Genomic DNA, 17,947 nt, shown 5'->3' with positions numbered 1-17,947 from the left:
GCCTCACAGTAAAACTGCGAGGCTTTTTTTATTTAAGAGTTTAGTTGAGATTAAGCCGTAGCTTCTTCTTCCACTTCTTTTTCTTTATCCTGAAGTGAAGATTTTTTCTTCACACTATCAAACATAACTGGTGTTGCAATAAAGATAGAAGAATATGTACCTACTACCACACCAACAATAAGTGCAAACATAAAGCCTCTAATACTTTCTCCGCCAAAAATGAAGATCGCAAGCAACACTACTAATGTAGTTAAAGAGGTGTTTAATGTACGACTTAAAGTACTGTTTAATGCAGCATTTACAGTTCTTCCTAAATCCCAGCTTGTATGCTCGTTTACATATTCTCTAATTCTGTCGAAAACAACCACCGTATCATTCAGTGAGTAACCAATTACGGTTAGGATGGCAGCGATAAATGCCTGGTTAATTTCTAAACTAAATGGCATGAATTTATAAAGTAGCGAGAATACACCAAGGACGATTAAAACATCGTGGAATACTGCTGCTACCGCACCTAAACTAAATTGCCATTTTCTAAATCTTAATAAGATATAAAGGAATACTACAATTAGAGAACCTAATACAGCCCAGAAAGATGCTGCTTTAATATCTTCTGCAATGGTAGGACCTACTTTCATAGATTCCATAATACCTACAGTTTTATCTGAAGAACCATTTATAAATTCATCTGCAGTAATATCTCCTGGAAGATAAGATTGAAGACTTTCGAATAATCCTTCCTGAATTTCTTCATCTACAGAAGTTCCTTCTTCATCTACTTTATAATTGGTAGTAATTTTTAGCTGATTATTAGGCCCAAAAGTTTTAGCTTCTGCATTACCAAATCTCTCTTCTAAAACACTCTGAACTTCAGTTGGACTAACATCCTGATCGAATCTTACTGTATAGGTACGACCTCCAACGAAATCTACACCAAGGTTTAATTGCTGAGTCAATAAAGATCCTAAACTTATTACGATTAATAATCCAGAGATGATATAAGCAACTTTTCTCTTAGCAAGGAAATCACTATTCATTCCTTTGAAAAGGTTTTTAGTAATACCGGTAGCAAATTCTAATGACTTACCATTTTTACCATAACCATCTATAAATAATCTTGTAATAAATATTGCAGTAAATAAAGAGGTAGCAATACCTATTAATAAAGTAGTTGCAAAACCTTTAATTGGTCCTGTTCCTAAAATTAATAGGATAAAACCTGTAAGACCTGTGGTAATGTTAGCATCTAAAATAGAAGATAATGCGTTACTAAATCCATCCTTAATAGATTCGGCCTGAGATTTTCCTTTTGCAAGCTCCTCCTTAATTCTCTCAAAGATAAGCACGTTTGCATCTACAGACATACCTATTGTTAAAACGATACCGGCAATACCAGGTAAAGTAAGCACAGCTCCAAGACCTGCTAAAACTCCGAAGATGAATAAAATATTTACGATTAAGGCAACATCAGCAAAAGCTCCAGCTTTACCGTAATAGAAAATCATCCAAAGAAGTACTAATACAAGAGCAATACCAAATGAAAGCATACCACTATCAATTGCCTCCTGACCTAATGAAGGCCCTACGATTTCACTCTGAATAATCTCTGCTGAAGCAGGAAGTTTACCAGCTCTTAGTACGTTTGCTAAATCTTTTCCTTCTTCAATGCTAAAATCTCCAGTGATTTCACTTCTACCTCCAGAAATGGCTCCGGTTGAAACACCAGGTGCAGAATACACTACGTTATCTAAAACAATAGCAATTTGAGTTTGGTTATTAGAAGCATAACCTGTCATTTCTTCCCAAATCTTTGCTCCCGTTCCATCCATTTGCATAGATACTGCAACACGACCAACCTGATCGTAAGTTTGCTGAGCATCTGTAATTACACTTCCGCTTAATGGAGGTTGATTATCTCTATTAGATTTTAAAGCATATAATCCAGTAGCTCCAGTTTCGTCATCTGGAACTCCCCATACAAATCTAGCGTAACGCTGCTCTGCAGAAAGGAGATTTCTCACCTGAGGCATCGCTAAATAATCATTTACTTTAGCTGTATCCTGTACAGTGAAATAAGCTAAAACAGGCCCTCCCTGTGCACCAGGCCCAATAATATGATCAAATAAAGGATTATTAGTTTGAACAGCAGTACTATCTTCAGCATCTGCTAATAGGTTCTCGATATCACTACCTTCCTGTGAAGTAGTATCTACAACTTCAGTTGCTTCTTCCTCTTCAGAAACCACATCTTTTAAAACCTGGTTTGCCTGAGCTAAGAAACTACCAAACTCTGTATTTTTAAATACATGCCAGAACTCTAACTGAGCAGTACTTTGTAATAAATTCTGAATACGATTTACGTCTTTAGCTCCAGGAAGCTCTACTAGAATTCTTCCTGAGTTTCCTAAACGCTGAATGTTTGGCTGAGTAACACCAAATTTATCTATACGCTTACGTAATACTTCAAAAGCAGAAGTTATAGATTCATCTACTTTTCTTCTAATGATAGGTTTCACCTGATCGTTAGACATATCGTAAGAAATATCGTCGCTTAAAGTCTTATTAGCGAAAATATCTGGAGAAGCTAATTTAGCATCAGGAATAGCATCAAATTTTTCGAAGAAAATATCGATATAATCATCCTGACTTGTAACTGACTCTTCTCTAGCCTCAGTAAGAGCTTTATTAAATGTAGGATCGTTAGAATCGTTAGCTAAACCTCTAATAATATCTTCCACAGAGATTTGTAAAATAACGTTGATCCCACCTTTAAGGTCAAGACCTTTATTTAATTCTTTATCCTTCGCAGCATTATAAGTAATCCCGGCAATAATTTCTTCATTACCAATAGAATCAAGATACTCTTGTTCTACCTGATCTCTTAAATCTGAATAATTTTCTACACTCTCATCAATCTTTTGAGTGGCAAATTCTTCTGCTTCACTTTCAACATTATTAGTTATGTATGTAAACGACAATTGGTAGATACATACTAAACCAAATAAAATTGCAAAAACTTTAATAAGTCCTTTATTCTGCATTATTCCTCAAATTATAATTTTATAGGTCTTTTTTAAAAACGGACAAATATAGCGTTTCAATAATGAAATCCCAATAAATTCTTTTTGAAAATTTTAACTTTTAAACATAAAAAAAAGCCACAAAATTTGCGGCTTTTTGCTTTATCATCAAGCATTATAAGATTACAGCTCTAACAGGCCATTTGTCTTTTTAACACCTGATGCGCTATCTTCGATTTTTGCTTTTTCAGCATCATCTAATTGAATTTCTACAATTTTCTCAAGACCGTCTTTACCGATAACAGCTGGAACACCAATACAAATATCACTAAGACCATACTCTCCTTCTAAGAAAGCTGAACATGGGAAAATTTTCTTTTGATCACAAGCAATTGCCTGAACTAATGCTGAAACTGCTGCACCAGGCGCATACCAAGCACTTGTTCCTAATAATTTAGTTAAAGTAGCACCTCCAACTTTTGTATCTTCAGCAACCTGATTTAATCGCTCTTCTGAAAGGAAAGCTGAAACAGGAACACTATTTCTAGTAGCTAATCTTGTAAGTGGCACCATACCAGTATCACTGTGACCTCCAATTACCATCCCGTCTACATCTGAAATTGGCGCCTCTAAAGCCTCTGCTAATCTATATTTAAAACGAGCACTATCTAATGCACCCCCCATTCCTATAATCTTGTTTTTAGGAAGGCCTGTAGTTTTATGCACTAAATACGTCATGGTATCCATTGGATTACTCACAACAATTAATGTAACATCTGGAGAGTGCTTAATAAGATTACTTGCAACTTCTTTTACAATCCCTGCATTGATTCCAATTAGCTCTTCACGAGTCATCCCCGGTTTTCTTGGAATCCCACTGGTAATAACAGCAACATCACTACCTGCAGTTTTAGAGTAGTCGTTAGTACTACCTGTAATTTTAGTATCAAAACTATTTAAAGAAGCGGTTTGCATAAGATCCATCGCTTTACCTTCAGCGTATCCTTCTTTAATATCTAATAAAACAACTTCTGAAGCGAAGTTTTTAATGGCAACGTATTCAGCGCAACTAGCACCTACAGCACCAGCTCCTACTACTGTAACTTTCATTTTATGAATTTATCGATTAATAACTACACCAAAAATACGAATAATGAAAATTGTTTACTAATAAAGACCGGTTAAATACTTGAAGACTATATGCTAATATTCGAAGAAATTCGCTTCTATTTTTTTTGATAAGTATATATAAAAGAAACGGCCTGGAAATTTCCAGGCCGTTTCAAAAAATATTTAAATAAGATTACGCATCAATATTAGCATATTTTGCATTTTTCTCGATAAACTCTCTACGAGGTGGAACTTCATCCCCCATAAGCATAGAGAAAATACGATCTGCTTCTCCACTATTATCAATAGTTACCTGGCGTAGTTTTCTACGTTCTGGATCCATAGTAGTATCCCAAAGTTGCTCGGCATTCATTTCTCCAAGACCTTTGTATCGCTGTACCTGAACTCCTCCGCTGTACTCATCTGCTATATCATCACGCTCTTTTTCATTCCAGGCATAACGTTTTTTTGCACCTTTCTTCACAAGATAAAGTGGTGGTGTTGCAATATAAATATGCCCCTGCTCGATTAGCTCTTTCATATATCTAAAGAAGAATGTCAAGATAAGTGTCTCGATGTGGCTACCATCCACATCCGCATCACACATAATTACAATTTTGTGATATCGTAATTTAGAAAGGTTAAGCGCTTTACTATCTTCTTCGGTTCCTATAGTTACACCAAGTGCGGTATAGATATTTTTTATCTCTTCGTTATCAAAAACGCGGTGAGACATTGCCTTCTCTACGTTAAGAATTTTACCTCTAAGTGGTAAAATTGCTTGAAAGTTACGATCTCTACCTTGTTTTGCAGTTCCACCTGCCGAATCTCCCTCTACAAGAAATACTTCACATTTTTGTGGATCCTGTTCTGAACAGTCTGATAATTTCCCAGGTAATCCCCCGATGCTCATAGCTGTTTTACGCTGAACCATCTCACGGGCTTTTTTCGCAGCGTTACGTGCCTGAGCAGCAAGAATTACTTTTTGAACGATCGTTTTAGCATCATTAGGATTTTCTTCCAGATAGTTTTCTAACATTTCCGAAACTGCCTGAGATACCGCTGAAGTTACTTCACGGTTTCCTAATTTTGTTTTTGTTTGTCCCTCAAACTGAGGCTCTGCAACTTTTACAGAAATAATTGCGGTAAGACCTTCTCTAAAATCATCCCCTGTAACTTCAAATTTCACCTTATCAAGTAAACCTGAAGCATCTGCATATTTCTTTAAAGTGGTTGTTAATCCTCTTCTAAAACCAGATAAGTGCGTACCCCCTTCGTGAGTATTAATATTATTTACGTAAGAGTGAAGATTCTCGTTAAATGTATCATTGTAAACCATGGCAACCTCAACAGGAATCCCGTTCTTCTCGCCTTCCATACTTACAACTTCAGCAATAATAGGCTCTCTGGTGCCATCTAAGAAACGGATAAATTCTCTAAGTCCTTCTTCAGAATGAAAAACTTCAGAAAGGAATTCACCATCTTTATCTTTTTCTCTTTTATCGGTAAGAACAATTTTAATCCCTCTATTAAGATAAGCTAACTCTCGCATACGCTTTGCAAGTGTCTCGTAGCTATATTCTAAAGTTTGCTGAAAAATAGAAGCATCTGGCTTAAAAGTAACGATTGTTCCGCTAAGATCTGTTTCACCAACCGGCTTTACAGGATATAAAGGTTTCCCAATTTCGTATTCCTGCTCCCAAATCTGGCCATCTCTGTAAACTGTAGCTTTAAGATGCGTAGACAAAGCGTTAACACAACTTACCCCTACACCATGAAGCCCACCAGAAACTTTATAAGAGTCTTTATCAAATTTACCACCTGCACCAATTTTGGTCATTACAACCTCTAGTGCAGAGACTCCTTCTTTTTTATGAAGATCGATAGGAATACCACGACCATTATCCTCTACAGTTATCGAATTGTCTTCGTTAATATCTACTTTAATAGAATCACAATGCCCGGCTAATGCCTCATCGATTGAGTTATCAACAACTTCATACACCAAATGGTGCAATCCTCTTACACCAGTATCTCCAATATACATTGAAGGTCGCATGCGAACATGCTCCATTCCTTCTAACGCCTGTATACTATCCGCCGAATACTTTTTCCCTTTGGCTTCTTCGCTCATACTATGTCAATTAAATTCGTCTCTTTTTGAATAACGAACAAATATAACAAAACGTTAATTTCTTTAAACCAATACCTGACTACAAAGCCTTTAAGTTATCAACAATTTGTGCAAAAAAAGCCCATGACACAATTGGGAAAATCCCTGGCGCCACGGGCATAACAAACCACACGTTTACTGTAATATTTTTAAGGTTTCACAACTAAGTGAACGCTAATCCAAACAAATTTAAAGACTGTTACTTAAAATTCTGACACAAATATGGAACAGAACTTACACTTATTAAACACTAAAGCAAATTTTAATTACATACAAAAACTATAAACGTTTAATTAAAAAATGATTTAAACTTAATTTTATATAATTTTCAGATTCACTTTACCAATGTAACTTCCTTAAATTTTAACAGCTTCTAAACATCTTGATTTCGCACAGCTATTATATTTACTCGAAACATAAATGATAACAGAATTATGAAAAAATTATTGATATTGACGATGTTAGCCTTTGGGTTTACTTTCCCAAATAGTGCTAAAGCGCAAACACAAGGGCCTAATTTTGCCAAAATGGATGTTAGCCCAATGGACATTGCATTGTATCGCAATGATAAAAATGAACCAATAGCTCGAGTTATTTACAGTAGACCACAACGAAGAGATCGTGAAGTTTTTGGAAAGTTAGTACCTTATGGTGAAGTTTGGAGAACTGGTGCCAACGAAGCTACTGAAGTTACTTTCTACAAAAATGTAAGCATTGCTGGTGCAAAAGTAGATGCGGGCACATATACTTTATATTCTATTCCGGAAGAAAAAGAATGGACAATTATTTTGAATAGAAAAACGCTTACCTGGGGAGCTTATGAGTATAGTGAAAAGCTAGATTTAGTAAGAGTAAATGTCCCAGTAAGATCTATGCAAAATGCTATAGATGCATTATCCATGTCGTTTGAAAAAGAGACTGAAAATAGCGCCAATCTTCTTATTGGATGGGATAAAAACTATGTGAAAGTTCCTATTAAAGTTGTAAAATAAAAGATAGCATTTACCCAAAAAAGCCGCTAAATTAGCGGCTTTTTATTTACGGTATATTTAGATATTTATGTGTTTGTAACGACACTTTCCATCTTGGATTTTTCATCACGTAATCTACAATAAGCGGAATCATTTTATCGCGATTACTCCACTCGGGTTGCATATACAAAATACAATCTTCTCCTACCTGAGCAGCCTGCTCTTCAGCGAATTTAAAATCATGCTTATTAAAAATAATCACTTTCAATTCGTTCGCGATAGGATAAATATCTGGCTCGGGTAATTTTATTTTTTTAGGAGAAAGACAAATCCAATCCCAGGTTCCTGTTACAGGGTAAGCGCCAGAAGTTTCTATATGAATCTGGCAGCCCTGCTTTTTAAGATTATCAGTAAGCATAGTCATATCCCAGGTTAGCGGCTCTCCCCCGGTAACTACAATAGTTTTACTATACTTTACTGCATTTTCTACAATTTCACCTACATGTGTTGGCGGGTGCAAACCTGCATCCCAGCTTTCCTTAACATCACACCAGTGGCAACCTACATCACAACCTCCAATTCTAATAAAATAAGCAGCAGTCCCTTTATGAAATCCTTCGCCCTGAATGGTATAAAATTCTTCCATTAAAGGAAGCATAATACCTCTATCTACCAACTCCTGTGTTTCTTCTGTAATCATAGCCCGCAAAGATACGTAATCAAATAATATTAGCCACAAAACCAAACAATCAAAAAACTTTCTTACTTTCAGGATAAAATTATAATTTGAAATATTCTAAACTCCTTCTCCTTTTTATTCCCCTAATTTCCTGCTTTAGCTGTGCTTCTTTAAAAACCACAAAAAATGTAAACCGGGTTTTTAAAAATTCTCAGGCTTTTAAACAAGGCTTTACAGGTTTGGTGATTTACGATCCTGAAACCAATAAGACGATATTCGATAAAAATGGAGACAAATATTTTACTCCGGCTTCAAACACTAAATTATTTACGTTCTATACTGCTCTAAAGCTTATTGGAGACTCCATTCCCAGCATAAAATATACGGTTTACGGCGACAGTCTCATTTTTAAAGGCACCGGCGATCCCGGATTTCTTTATGCCGCCTTTAATTCTGAAAAAACTCTCGATTTTCTACGAAATTCAAATAAAAAATTGTTTCTACTTTCGTCGAATTTCACTGAATCTAAGTTCGGTCCCGGTTGGGCGTGGGACGATTATAATGGCTATTATTCTGCGGAAAGAAATGCCTTTCCTCTCTATGGAAACATCGTTGAATTTGATTTCAAAAAGGATCGAAATTCATCGAAAAGCTACCCAGAAATTTTCAAGGATTCTATTTCTACTGAAAAAACCAAAAACTTAGGAGCCGGAATTTATCGGGATATCGATTCAAACATTTTTAGATATAAAAACACAAAAAGAACTGAAGCTTCTAGTCGATTAGTACCCTTTATTACTTCAGCATATACTTCAGCTAAACTATTAAGCGACACGCTTAGAAAAGAAGTGATGATCTTGCCCCAAAAACCTAAAAATATAGATCTAGAACAAACAATTTACAATGAAGCTTCAGATAGTTTGTATAAAAAAATGCTTCAGGAAAGCGATAATTTCATCGCAGAACAGCTTTTGTTGGTTTCCGCAGGAATTATTTCAGACACCCTAGAAACTGATATCGCCATCGATTATGCACAGGAAAATTTACTCAATGACCTACCCGATAAAGTCAACTGGCACGATGGTTCCGGTTTAACACGCTACAATCTTTTTACGCCTCGCAGTATTGTTAGGCTCATTTCAAAAATTACTGAAGAAATTGGTGAAGAAAAATTCAAATCACTGCTTCCTACCGGTGGCGAATCTGGAACGCTCGAAAATGACTACAAATCAGACAAAGCTTATATTTACGCTAAAACGGGGACCCTTAGAAACAATCATTCCTTAAGCGGACTCCTAATCACGAAAAGCGGAAAAACTTTATATTTTAGTTTTATGAACAGTAATTATACCGTGCCTACTTCGCAGCTAAAACAAGCTATGGAAGAAATTTTAACCACTGTTCGCGATCAATACTAATCTTGAAAACCTCATCATGCAAAGACGTAAATTTTTACAGAATATTGGCCTTAGCAGCCTTGCTATTCCTTTAAGTTCTTACGCTGCCACTAATTTCTACGGAAGTAATACGGCCGCAAAGATCATTAAACCAAAAGCTCTAAAAGAAGGAGATACTATAGGAATCGTAAGCCCGGCCAGCGCTATTTTTGAAACTGAACCTTACCAGATCGCAAAAGAATCTTTTGAAGCAATGGGGCTAAAAGTGAAGTTTGGTGAGTTTGTAAAAAACCGATATGGTCATTTAGCAGGAACAGATAAAGAGCGTGCAGGCGAATTAAACGCAATGTTTAAAGATAAATCTGTAGATGCAATTATTGCGCTGCGTGGCGGCTCGGGTTCGGCTAGAATTTTGGAACTTTTAGATTACGAAGCGATAAAAACCAATCCCAAGATCTTTATTGGCTACAGCGATATTACAGCTTTACACTCGGCTATTTTCGAAAAAACTGGCTTGGTAACTTTTCATGCCCCGGTAGCGGTTTCAACCTGGAATACTTTTAGTGTTTCGCATCTTAAAGCTATTTTATTCGATAAAGAAAATCCGCTTCTGGAAAATCCAAAATCGATTGGAGATAATCTTACTCAGACTTCAAATCGTATTCGTACCATTACCGGCGGAACTGCAGAAGGACAATTATTAGGTGGAAATCTTTCAGTACTAACAGGAATTATGGGAAGCGAATATTTTCCAACAGATTGGAGCAATAAAATACTCTATATAGAAGATGTTGGTGAAAAGGTTTATGCGGTAGACCGAATGATGACGCAACTACAACTTGGCGGTGTTTTTAAGCAAATTAAAGGTTTTGTTTTTGGAAAATGTACCGAATGTGATCCCGGCGGAAGTGGCTACGGAAGTTTAACTTTAGAGGAAGTTTTGGATCATTACATAAAACCACTTGGCATCCCAGCATTTAGCGGAGCAATGATTGGACATATTGATGATAACAGTACAATACCTAACGGAATTGAAGCCGAAATTAATGCTGAAGCGGGTACTATACAGCTGCTTGAAGCTGCCGTAATTTAGGCGTATACTAAAAAAATCCTTTCCCGCAATCACAAGGTATTGCTTACTTTTATAAAAAATTATAGAACTCTAAATCGATTGAATTTCGGGATAAAATTTCGTACTTATTTTACAATATTAAAATACCAAATATTAGTTTTTCCCGTTAATCCAGATACGCCAAATTGAAAAACACAAAAGTAATTACACTCATTATGAAGAAACATTTACTGGCAATTTTCACTTTAACTGCCATCATACTTACTTCCTGCCAAAAAGATGAAGATAATCCTTTTTTAATTACCGCATCACAGGTTGGTAAACTAAAAAAAGACATCAAACTTAACCAATTAGACTCTCTATACAATGAAGATTCTCTGGTAAAAGAAACCAGTGGACCAATGCAATTAAGAGCCACAGACGAAATTAAGGTTTTTGAAAAAGGCGGTGAAGCTTTACTAATTTTAGAGCCTGCACAAGAATTCGACAGCACAAGCACTATTGGCTATATTCGAGTTTTAGATCCAAGATTTAAAACAAAAGCAGGTTTAAATTCTGAAAGTACTTTTAAAGATATTGTTGAAAATTATAAAATATCAAGAATAGAAAACACTATTAGCTCGGCCGTTGTGTTTCTAGATGAAATTAATGCTTATATCACTATAGATAAAAAAGAATTACCATCTAGTTTACGTTATGATACTGATACTAAGATTAGATCATCGCAAATTCCAGATGGTGCTAAATTCAAGTATTTTATGATCTACTGGGATTAAAAATAAATGATGCAAAAAATAAAGATTCTCATACTCTGCAGCCTTTTTATAGCTTATGCTTGTAATACCAAACCAGATTATGAGAATCTTTCTTTAAAAGACAAAGACGGAAACTATCAAGCCGTCGTCGAAATACCTTCAGGCACCAACCTTAAACTCGAGTTTGATCATTCGCTTCAGGAATTTATTCCAGATCAGCGAAATGGCAACGACAGGATTATAGAATTCTTACCCTATCCAGGTAATTACGGATTTATACCTTCAACCTATTCAGATCCTGATAAAGGCGGAGATGGTGATGCCTTAGATGTGTTCATTCTGGGACAATCTGTAAATACTGGCGATATCATCCCTATAAAACCTATTGCTGTTTTAAAATTGATCGATGAAGGTGAGCAAGACGACAAGATCATTGCCGTGCCAGCGCTAAAAAAAGATCAAATTTTTAAAGCCGAATCTTATAAAGTTTTCCTAAACAATTATCCCGAAGCTAAAGACATTATCGAACTATGGTTTTTAAGCTACGACAAAGACAATAGCCTGGAAATAAAAGGCTGGGAAGACGAAGCTGAAGCCATTAAGCAAATTGAAAAATGGCACAAAACCATAAATTGAACCAATAGCAAAAAACTTAAGATGTGTTAATTAAAAACTGACTATCAGTTAATTATATAAATTAGTGCAACAATTAACCAAAATCGATAATTATGATTAAGATTTTTGCACTTATATTAACCGTTGGTGGAGCAATTGCACTTGTAATGGGAATATTAGGAATTTTTGGAAGTCTAGCCCTGGCTTTAAGTCCCTGGGCCTTAAGCATCATAGGATTTATTTTCTTTTTAGCCGGCATTAGCCTTTTAAAATATAGAAAAGATACTGATGTTATTCAGGCGGAGAGTAAGAAAGATTTATAATCTACATTTTTAATATAAAAAAGGAGGCAAAATTTTGCCTCCTTTTTTTTCATATATTTCTAATCCTACACGATGATAAAAGACATAAAATCATCTCTAGGATTTATTATATTTTTGCCAGCCTTTATCTCTTAGTGGCGATTAACTTTAGCCTGATTTATTCCTATCTGCTAATAATCTGTTACGCAATAATGATTACACTACCTAAATTTAAGATCATTCAGAATTCTCTTATAACCTAAAAATAAAAAAAGGAGACTTAAAAAGCCTCCTTTCTTCTGTTTATAGAGATTGATTATTTAGTCTACATTATCATGTAAGAACGAATTATTTCTTCTAAACTGAAGATCATTATTTTCATCCTGACCTAAAGTAGTTCTAGACATTTTGTTCTCAGCATAATTTGTGCTATCCAAATTAATTCCGGCTCTTTTATAAGCTGGTTGCTTCTCGATTTCTTCGATCTGCGAAGCATTACTTCTAAACTTATAATTAAATTCCTTCATTTTAGCACGGCGCTCTGCTGCACGTTCTACTACATGCTCTGGAATTGGATTATTAAAAGGATTTGCGTCCTGCTCCTCTTCCTTTTGCGGTGTTGGTTGTACCGTACGCTTTTCAAAAGCAATAGTTTCGTCTTTTGGCTCTTCTTTTTCTTGCTTTTTTGCAGGTTTAGAATTCTCTAACTGCTGCTCAAATTCCATATAATCATCAAGACTGTATCTTTTTACCGTACCATCGGCAGTATTTTCTGTGGCAGGAATAACTTCAACAGGCTCGTTTACTTCAATATTTTTAACCTCATAACTGGGTTCTTCAGCATCCTCTGTATTCAGCACATGTCTTTTTACAGGCTCTTGCTTAGGCTCTTCTTTAATCTCTGGAGCAGAAACTTCAGCTTTTGGTTGTTCAGGCTTTTTTTCTTCCTGATTTATAGGAAAATCGAAAGTAAACATAAACTGCTCCTCATCGTTATTCTCTTCCTCTATAGCTTCAACCTCTTCTACTCCTGCACTGGTATCGTTAATTACAAAATCTTCTGGATTTACTTCATCATAAAAAACATCCATATTATATGCTGAAGGTGGCGTATAAAGCTCTGGATCCTTTGCTGGCGCTGCAACTGGCTGTACTGGTTGTGCTGGTTGAACTTCAGCTCTAGGCACTGACTTCACTTCGGGTTGTACAGCTTTAGGCTTAGGAGCTTCAACCTCATCCATATTTTCATCTAAAGTATGAACGATCTTTTTTGGCTGCTCTGGTTCTTTCTTTTCCTCTGGCAAAGGTAACTCGGTAAAAGAACCAGTATTTCCACGATCTGAAGGGAACTCATGCTCCGCCTTCTGTTCGTCTTCTAGTGTATGGATAATCTTTTTAGTTTCGGTATTGGTGATTTCATCCTGCTGTTCTACATTAAAACCAGTAGCAATAATGGTTACAGAAATAGCACCTTCTAAGGCTTCATCTTCACCAACACCCATAATAATATTGGCACTGTGACCAGCTTCACCCTGAATATGATCATTGATTTCACCAATCTCGTCAATAGTAATTTCTTCGGAACCGGAAACAATTAATAGCAATACATTTTGAGCACCGGTAATTTTATTATCGTTTAATAATGGAGAATCTAAAGCTTTAGCGATAGCATCCTGAGCTCTATTTGCTCCTGAAGCAGATGCAGATCCCATTATGGCAGTACCACTATTACTCAACACTGTTTTCGCATCCCTAAGGTCAATGTTTTGTGTGTAGTGATGAGTAATAACTTCAGCAATACCACGAGAGGCTGTAGCTAAAACTTCATCTGCCTTAGAGAAACCGGCTTTAAAACCTAAGTTCCCATAAACTTCACGAAGTTTATTGTTGTTAATCACAATTAAAGAATCTACATGAGACCGAAGTTTTTCAACTCCTTTTTGAGCCTGTTCGTTTCTCATTCTACCTTCAAACTGAAAAGGAATAGTTACGATCCCTACCGTAAGAATATCCATCTCTTTAGCCTGTTTTGCGATCACTGGCGCAGCACCTGTACCAGTACCACCACCCATACCTGCAGTGATAAATACCATTTTGGTATTCACATCGAGCATGTTTTTAATCTCATCAAAACTTTCTACTGCTGCCTGCTCTCCAATTTCAGGATTTGCTCCCGCTCCAAGACCTTCGGTAAGGCTAACTCCCAACTGGATTTTATTAGGAACGGTACTGTTCTCTAATGCCTGTGAATCGGTATTACAGATTACAAAATCTACTCCTTTAATCCCTAGTTGAAACATGTGGTTAATAGCATTACTACCGCCACCACCTACACCAATAACTTTGATGACGTTCGATTGATTTTTAGGTAAATCGAATGAAATGTCTCCGAATTCTGTATTGCTCATAAATTCAATTTTACTGGTTCTCTATTGTGCTATGTATTACTCTGCGTTATCTAAAAAATCTTTGAACTTTTCTGCCCATTTATCGAAAATACTTTTTCGGGGCTTAGGCTGTTCTACCTGTACTTGCGGTTCTTCCCGCTCTGCCTCTGCTTCTTCATCTACCGGCACTGGCTCTGGCTCTTTCTCTTTAAGGACAGCTTCTTCCTGGAAACTACTTTTACTGGTCTCTAAACTATTCATTACCAATCCAACTGCTGTTGCATACATTGGGCTAGTAGTTTCAGAATCATTATTTCCTGCCAGATGTTCGTTAGGAAAACCAATCCTGGTATCCATTCCTGTGATATACTCTACTAATTGCTTAAGATGTTTTAATTGCGCACCTCCACCGGTTAACACAAGCCCACCAATAAGCTTTTTCTTTTGATCTTCGTGACCATAGTTTTTTATCTCCAGGTAAACCTGCTCAATAATTTCTACCACACGAGCATGAATGATCTTCGAAAGATTTTTAAGCGTAATTTCTTTTGGTTCTCTTCCTCGTAATCCAGGAATAGAAACGATCTCGTTATCCTTATTTTCTCCTGGCCATGCCGATCCAAATTTAATCTTCAGCAATTCTGCCTGCTTTTCGATAATCGAACAACCTTCTTTAATATCTTCAGTAATCACATTTCCTCCAAAAGGGATTACTGCTGTATGCCTAATAATTCCGTCTTTAAAAATTGCAAGATCTGTAGTACCACCACCTATATCGATAAGTGCTACACCTGCTTCTTTTTCTTCCTGGCTAAGCACAGCATTTGCAGACGCTAAAGGCTCTAATGTTACTGCTGAAAGGTCTAAACCTGCACTTTTTACACATCTACCAATATTTCTTATTGAAGAAACCTGGCCTACAACCACGTGAAAATTTGCTTCAAGGCGACCACCATACATCCCAATTGGCTCTTTAATTTCAGCCTGCCCATCTACTTTATATTCCTGCGGAAGTACATGAATTATTTCTTCCCCAGGTAACATAACCAGTTTATGAACCTGATTGCATAAACTATGAATATCTTCAGCATCGATAACTTCTTCAGGGTTTGGTCTTGTGATATAATCACTATGTTGCAAACTTCTAATATGTTGCCCGGCAATCCCTACAACTACATCTTTAATCTTTTGTCCAGAATCTGCTTCAGCTTCCTGAATGGCCTGTTGTATAGATTGAATGGTTTGCGTGATGTTATTTACCACACCACGGTGCACACCCAGACTTCTGGATTTACCAATCCCAACGATCTCTACTTTGCCATACTCATTCTTCTTGCCAATCATGGCAACAATCTTTGTCGTCCCTATATCTAATCCTACTGCAATATCGTTTTGCTCCATATCTTACTTTTTAGTGCATACAACCTGATTACCAAACTGTAGATTCACTTTTTTATAGGTATCTAACTTTTTATCTTTTAATGCCTTTTTATAAAATGCCTTGAAATTATTGAATTTCAGCTCTATATTTTTCACTTCTCCAAAATATACCGTAAAACCCGCTTTACGCAACTTAAGCTCGTAGCGACCATTAGCCAAACGATGTATTGTGGTGATGTGCTTATTTAAAAAACTATCATTTTTTATATAACTCACCAACGGATAAGCCTTTAAAATATTAGTTTCATTAAAACCTAGCATAAGAGGCACCCTTGCTGAAAAATTCTCTGAAAGTGGCATGACCTCTCCATTTTTATCCAGGTAAAATGAAGTATTACCTACGGCTCTCCCAATAGGTTTACGCTGGCTCACAACTGCAGAGAGTTTTCCGTTCAATTTTAAGAAAACCTCGGCATTCTCTATCATATCATGACTATTAAGAAGCGTCTCTACCTTATTCAAATCTAAAGTTTCTTGCCCCAGGTTTTCGTTAGCCTCTTCATTTTGTATCAACAACTTATTAACCGCATCTACAGTAACATACAGGTTTTCGTTGTCTGTAAAATGAACTTCTGTACCATTCAATTTTCGTTGGCTATGCCTTTTTCCTGCAAATCCATATAGAAAAGCAACCAAAGCCAGCAAAAGCACAAATTTTATGTAACCTAATTTAGATTTCATCTTCTAATGCGGTTTTTACGGTTTCAACTTCATTTCCTATATCTCCGGCTCCAAGCATCAAAATAACTTTAGCCTTAGTTTTAGCGATTTTGGCCGATAATTCGTTTCTTTTTACTAATTGCTTCTTTGGATTATCGATTTTCTTTAATAACCACTCAGAATCTACCCCTTCTATCGGCTTTTCACGAGCCGGATAGATATCCATAAGCATAATCTCATCGAATTGCGCTAATTTTTCAGCAAAATCATCTGCAAAATCTCTGGTTCTGCTAAATAAATGAGGCTGAAAAATGACCAAATTCGGCCTTTTAGGATATAATTCTTTTACCGCTCCAAACACAGCATCTATTTCTGCCGGATGATGCGCATAATCATCGATCAAAACCAATTCTTCAGTTTTGATCTTATATGAAAAACGCCTTCTTATTCCTTTAAAACTCTGTAACGCCTGGCTTAACTGGTTGGTTGGGGAACCATATTCCAGCGCCATAGCCAGAGCCGTTACAGCGTTTAAGACATTATGTCTGCCTGGTAGGTTAAGAATAAATCCTTCGATAATTTCTGTAGGAGTTTTGAGATCAAAATGATAACTCCCTCCTATAATTTTTATGTTGATTGCTGAAAAATCAGCGTCATCTTCAATTCCAATTGTTTTTCCTTTAAGTGGAAGTCCGTTTTTAACGAAAAGCGTCCCATCTTCAGAAAGTAGATCTGCAAAAGCTTTAAATGAAGCCTGCAAATGTTCGTTTACGCCATAAATATCCAAATGATCTGCATCCATCGAATTGATGGCGGCGATATTTGGAGAGAGATGAAGAAAAGAACGATCAAATTCATCTGCTTCAGCAACGATAACTTCATCGCCTTTAAGAATCAAGTTACTTTGAATATCCTCGCTTACTCCGCCCAAAAATGCCGTTACCGGCGCATGGGTTTCTTTTAATAAATGGCCTAAAATTGCAGTTGTTGTAGTTTTACCGTGAGTCCCAGCCACAGCAAGCGTGAAACGATCGCTACTTATTAAGCCAAGAACTTCTGAACGCTTTTTCAGAATAAATTGTTCTTCTACAAAATATTGATAAAGCGCATTATCTTTAGGAACTGCTGGAGTATAAACTACAAGTGTTTTTTCTGAGTCTTTAAATTGCTGCGGAATTTCACTAATATCATCTTTAAAAGTCACCAAAATACCTTCAGCTTCCAGCTCTTTGGTAAGCACTGAAGCTGTTTTATCATAACCAGCGACATTTTTGCCCTGAGATTTAAAGAAGCGCGCCAATGCACTCATCCCTATACCGCCAATACCGATAAAATAAAAGTTTTGTATGTGACTCAAATTATTCAA

The 17,947-nt window shown here is 36.3% G+C and carries 14 protein-coding genes; 6 read left to right on the top strand and 8 right to left on the bottom strand.

All coding sequences use genetic code 11. The features are described 5' to 3' along the window. Nucleotides 1–50: 50 nt before the first annotated feature. The 3 genes from secDF to gyrB form a co-directional block, all read right to left on the bottom strand. Nucleotides 51–3,041, bottom strand: a complete 2,991-nt coding sequence (gene secDF / locus IIF7_RS09175; protein WP_084841385.1) for a protein translocase subunit SecDF — start codon at nt 3,039–3,041, stop codon at nt 51–53. A gap of 162 nt (nt 3,042–3,203) precedes the next feature. Next, on the bottom strand, nt 3,204–4,130 hold the full coding sequence (mdh, locus tag IIF7_RS09170) for a malate dehydrogenase (RefSeq protein WP_084841384.1): 927 nt from the start codon (nt 4,128–4,130) through the stop codon (nt 3,204–3,206). 193 nt (nt 4,131–4,323) lie between these two features. Next, complete coding sequence (gene gyrB / locus IIF7_RS09165) at nt 4,324–6,264, bottom strand: DNA topoisomerase (ATP-hydrolyzing) subunit B (protein WP_084841383.1); 1,941 nt, start codon at nt 6,262–6,264, stop codon at nt 4,324–4,326. A gap of 473 nt (nt 6,265–6,737) precedes the next feature. Here gyrB and IIF7_RS09160 point away from each other — a divergent pair, with 473 nt between their 5' ends. Then, the gene (locus IIF7_RS09160) at nt 6,738–7,295 is read left to right on the top strand and encodes a DUF2911 domain-containing protein (RefSeq protein ID WP_084841382.1); all 558 of its coding nucleotides are present in this window, start codon (nt 6,738–6,740) and stop codon (nt 7,293–7,295) included. 46 nt (nt 7,296–7,341) lie between these two features. On the opposite strand, the gene IIF7_RS09155 is transcribed toward IIF7_RS09160, so the two are convergent. Beyond that, nucleotides 7,342–7,974, bottom strand: a complete 633-nt coding sequence (locus IIF7_RS09155) for a 7-carboxy-7-deazaguanine synthase QueE (RefSeq protein ID WP_084841475.1) — start codon at nt 7,972–7,974, stop codon at nt 7,342–7,344. 86 nt (nt 7,975–8,060) lie between these two features. Here IIF7_RS09155 and IIF7_RS09150 point away from each other — a divergent pair, with 86 nt between their 5' ends. From IIF7_RS09150 to IIF7_RS09130, 5 genes are all read left to right on the top strand, one after another. Then, on the top strand, nt 8,061–9,371 hold the full coding sequence (locus IIF7_RS09150; RefSeq protein ID WP_084841381.1) for a D-alanyl-D-alanine carboxypeptidase/D-alanyl-D-alanine-endopeptidase: 1,311 nt from the start codon (nt 8,061–8,063) through the stop codon (nt 9,369–9,371). Nucleotides 9,372–9,387: 16 nt separating this feature from the next. Further along, on the top strand, nt 9,388–10,443 hold the full coding sequence (locus IIF7_RS09145) for a S66 peptidase family protein (protein ID WP_084841380.1): 1,056 nt from the start codon (nt 9,388–9,390) through the stop codon (nt 10,441–10,443). 194 nt (nt 10,444–10,637) lie between these two features. Further along, nucleotides 10,638–11,198: a hypothetical protein gene (locus IIF7_RS09140; RefSeq protein WP_084841379.1), complete on the top strand. Its 561-nt coding sequence runs from the start codon at nt 10,638–10,640 to the stop codon at nt 11,196–11,198. A gap of 6 nt (nt 11,199–11,204) precedes the next feature. Further along, on the top strand, nt 11,205–11,813 hold the full coding sequence (locus IIF7_RS09135) for an inorganic diphosphatase (protein WP_245801597.1): 609 nt from the start codon (nt 11,205–11,207) through the stop codon (nt 11,811–11,813). Between the two features lie 92 nt (nt 11,814–11,905). Beyond that, nucleotides 11,906–12,115 (top strand): hypothetical protein, encoded by a 210-nt coding sequence (locus tag IIF7_RS09130; RefSeq protein ID WP_084841378.1) that lies wholly within the window; start codon nt 11,906–11,908, stop codon nt 12,113–12,115. Between the two features lie 299 nt (nt 12,116–12,414). On the opposite strand, the gene ftsZ is transcribed toward IIF7_RS09130, so the two are convergent. From ftsZ to murC, 4 genes are read right to left on the bottom strand one after another with little or no spacing between them, the layout of a single operon-like run. Further along, entirely contained in the window at nt 12,415–14,502 is a 2,088-nt protein-coding gene (ftsZ, locus tag IIF7_RS09125; RefSeq protein ID WP_084841377.1) for a cell division protein FtsZ, read from the bottom strand. A 36-nt stretch (nt 14,503–14,538) separates the two neighbouring features. Further along, nucleotides 14,539–15,882 carry a cell division protein FtsA gene (ftsA, locus tag IIF7_RS09120; RefSeq protein WP_084841376.1) on the bottom strand — a complete coding sequence of 448 codons (1,344 nt, stop codon included), beginning with the start codon at nt 15,880–15,882 and terminating at the stop codon, nt 14,539–14,541. Nucleotides 15,883–15,885: 3 nt separating this feature from the next. Further along, complete coding sequence (locus IIF7_RS09115; RefSeq protein WP_084841375.1) at nt 15,886–16,602, bottom strand: cell division protein FtsQ/DivIB; 717 nt, start codon at nt 16,600–16,602, stop codon at nt 15,886–15,888. Beyond that, nucleotides 16,592–17,947, bottom strand: a complete 1,356-nt coding sequence (murC, locus tag IIF7_RS09110; RefSeq protein WP_084841374.1) for a UDP-N-acetylmuramate--L-alanine ligase — start codon at nt 17,945–17,947, stop codon at nt 16,592–16,594. Before murC ends, IIF7_RS09115 begins: the two co-directional genes overlap by 11 nt.

Source organism: Zunongwangia atlantica 22II14-10F7, from assembly GCF_002094855.1.
Lineage (GTDB): Bacteria > Bacteroidota > Bacteroidia > Flavobacteriales > Flavobacteriaceae > Zunongwangia > Zunongwangia atlantica.
Note: the sequence above shows the minus strand (reverse complement) of the source record. Positions and strands in the feature narration are given on the sequence as shown.